The sequence below is a fragment of the Haloprofundus marisrubri genome (assembly GCF_001469955.1).
Lineage (GTDB): Archaea > Halobacteriota > Halobacteria > Halobacteriales > Haloferacaceae > Haloprofundus > Haloprofundus marisrubri.
In genome coordinates this window covers 1-2,662 of sequence record NZ_LOPU01000020.1, presented here as the reverse complement: position 1 = coordinate 2,662, position 2,662 = coordinate 1, and the positions used below count along the sequence as shown (strand labels likewise).

2 rRNA genes are annotated in these 2,662 nt (G+C 56.0%); both read right to left on the bottom strand.

The window, feature by feature from the left end:
* Nucleotides 1-64 precede the first annotated feature (64 nt).
* A 5S ribosomal RNA gene (gene rrf, locus AUR64_RS10360) occupies nucleotides 65-186 on the bottom strand.
* Between the two features lie 160 nt (nucleotides 187-346).
* Nucleotides 347-2,662, bottom strand: a 23S ribosomal RNA gene (locus tag AUR64_RS19635); the annotation flags it as partial.

Sequence of the window (2,662 nt, the reverse complement as noted above, 5' to 3'; positions counted from 1 at the left end):
GTTCGAAATGAGAGTAGCCCACGGAGCGTCGCTGTCGCTCTGTGGGCGGTGGATGAAGTATGAAGAGAGGCGGCGAGAACGTGTTTCCAGAGGCTCGCGCACTCCAGTAGTTGCGTTCACGCTGGTGAGCTTAACTTCCGTGTTCGGGATGGGTACGGGTGTTGCCTCACCGCTGTGGCCGCCTTAACGCCGATGGACGGAATCGAACCGTCCTTCCTTCCAAAATCGGTCATGCAAGACGTTGGTCTTGGGCTTACTCGAACCGTAATGTACGTGCAATCCAGTAAACGCCTGGACCCATTCGATCGAATGGATGCAGCGTCTGAAAACCTCTATACCCATGCGGTATGAGTGATGGCTGGTCTGTTAGTGCTCGCGGGCTGAACAACTCGTTGCCTCGTTGCGTACACCCCGAGTCTATCGAACTCATCTTCTATGAGTGACCTTGATGGTATCTCTTTTCCATGTGGGTTTCGAGCTTAGATGCGTTCAGCTCTTACCCCGTGTTGCGTGGCTGCCCGGCAACTGCCCTGTCGGACAACCGGTACACCAGTGGCAACCAATCGTAGTTCCTCTCGTACTATACGATCGTTCACGTCAGATACCTCGCACCCCCAATAGATAGCAGCCGACCTGTCTCACGACGGTCTAAACCCAGCTCACGACCTCCTTTAATAGGCGAACAACCTCACCCTTGCCTGCTTCTGCACAGGCAGGATGGAGGGAACCGACATCGAGGTAGCAAGCCACCGGGTCGATATGTGCTCTTGCCGGTGACGACTCTGTTATCCCTAAGGTAGCTTTTCTGTCATCTACGGGCCCCATCTATGGGCCTCGTAGGTTCGCTAGACCACACTTTCGTGTCAGCGACACTCGTTGGGAATGTCACTGTCAGGCTCTCGTTTGCTCTTGCGCTCTTCTTCGGGTTTCCGACCCGAATGAGAGAACCTTCGGGCGCGCTCGATATCTTTTCGAGCGCGTACCGCCCCAGTCAAACTGCCCGGCTACCGGTGTTCTCCTCCCGGAGTGAGGGTCGCAGTCACTGACGGATAGTATTTCAATGGCGCCTCGGTGGCCCGCTAGCGCGGGTACCTGTGTAACGGCTCCTATCTATGCTGCACATCAGCGACCACGTCCCAGCGACAGCCTGCAGTAAAGCTCTATAGGGTCTTCGCTTCCCCTTGGGGGTCTCCAGACTCCGCACTGGAATGTACAGTTCACCGGGTCCAACGTTGGGACAGTGACGCTCTCATTGATCCATTCATGCAAGCCGCTACTGAAGCGGCAAGGTACTACGCTACCTTAAGAGGGTCATAGTTACCCCCGCCGTTGACAGGTCCTTCGTCCTCTTGTACGAGGTGTTCAGATACCTGCACTGGGCAGGATTCAGTGACCGTACGAGTCCTTGCGGATTTGCGGTCACCTGTGTTGTTACTAGACAGTTGGAGCGTCCGAGTCACTGCGACCTGCCCTGTGAGGGGCAGGCATCCCTTCTTCCGAAGGTACGGGACTAACTTGCCGAATTCCCTAACGTCGGTTATCCCGACAGGCCTTGGCTTTCTCCGCCTGAGCACCTGTGTCGGATCTCGGTACGAATATCACGCTCGTCTTTTCACGGGCCCGAGGTTGGATCGACTTTCGCTGTTTCACCGTTCGTCCGCTTCGTGCCATGACGGCTTCCACGGATTTTGGTGATTCGACCGGACGACTGTCCGGCTCGATCTACCCCCAGGCGTCGACTTTGAGTGGTGATAGCACTGGAATATTAACCAGTTACCCTTTTGTCTCATTCGAGTTACGGTGAGACTTAGGATCGGCTAACCCTCGGCTGATTGGCAGTGCCGAGGAACCCTTGCTCATTAGGCCGTCGGGGTTTTCACCCGACTCTCGCTGCTACTGTGACCAGAATTTTCGTCACTGAGCGGTCCACGACGAGTTCTCACCCGTGCTTCCGCCCGCTCAGAGTGCCGACCTACTGGATTACTCTGTAAGAGTACCGCCGGGTCTCGGAAGTGGACTTGAGCCCCGATCATTTTCGACGCCTCAAACCTCGGCCGGTAAGCTGTTACGCTTTTCTTAGAGGGTTGCTGCTTCTAAGCTCACCTCCCGGCTGTTTAGGGCTCGAGACTATCTTCGATTGCACTTAGTCCACATTTTGGGTCCTTAACCCAGCTCTGGGTTGTCTCCCTTACGGTTCACAGGCTTACCCCGCAAACCGGACTCCCAGCTTCTACGACGTTCGTAAGTTCGGAGTTTGACAGGGAGGCCGACTCCTCTCGGAGGCGGGTCTCCCAATCGGTCGCTCTACCTCACGAACTATCTCTGCTGAGGTCATGCTTCGACATGTTTCGGTCGGAACCAGCTGTTGCCGAGTTCGATGGGCCTTTCACCCCTACACATGGGTCACGAGAGGGTATTGTAGGACACCAACTCTAACAGGCCTCCACGTGGCTTTCGCCACGCTTCACCTTGCCCCCGTGTAGATCACTCGGTTTCGGGTCGCACCCACTCGGCTCCCCGCCCTTGAAGACGGTGGCCCTGACATCCGAAGATGCTGCGGCCGTATCGGTTTCCCTATGCCTTCCCCGATAACCGGGTTAGACTCGCCGAATAAGTGCACTCTCTGGTTCGTTTTTCAAAACGCACGACGCGACATCGGCTC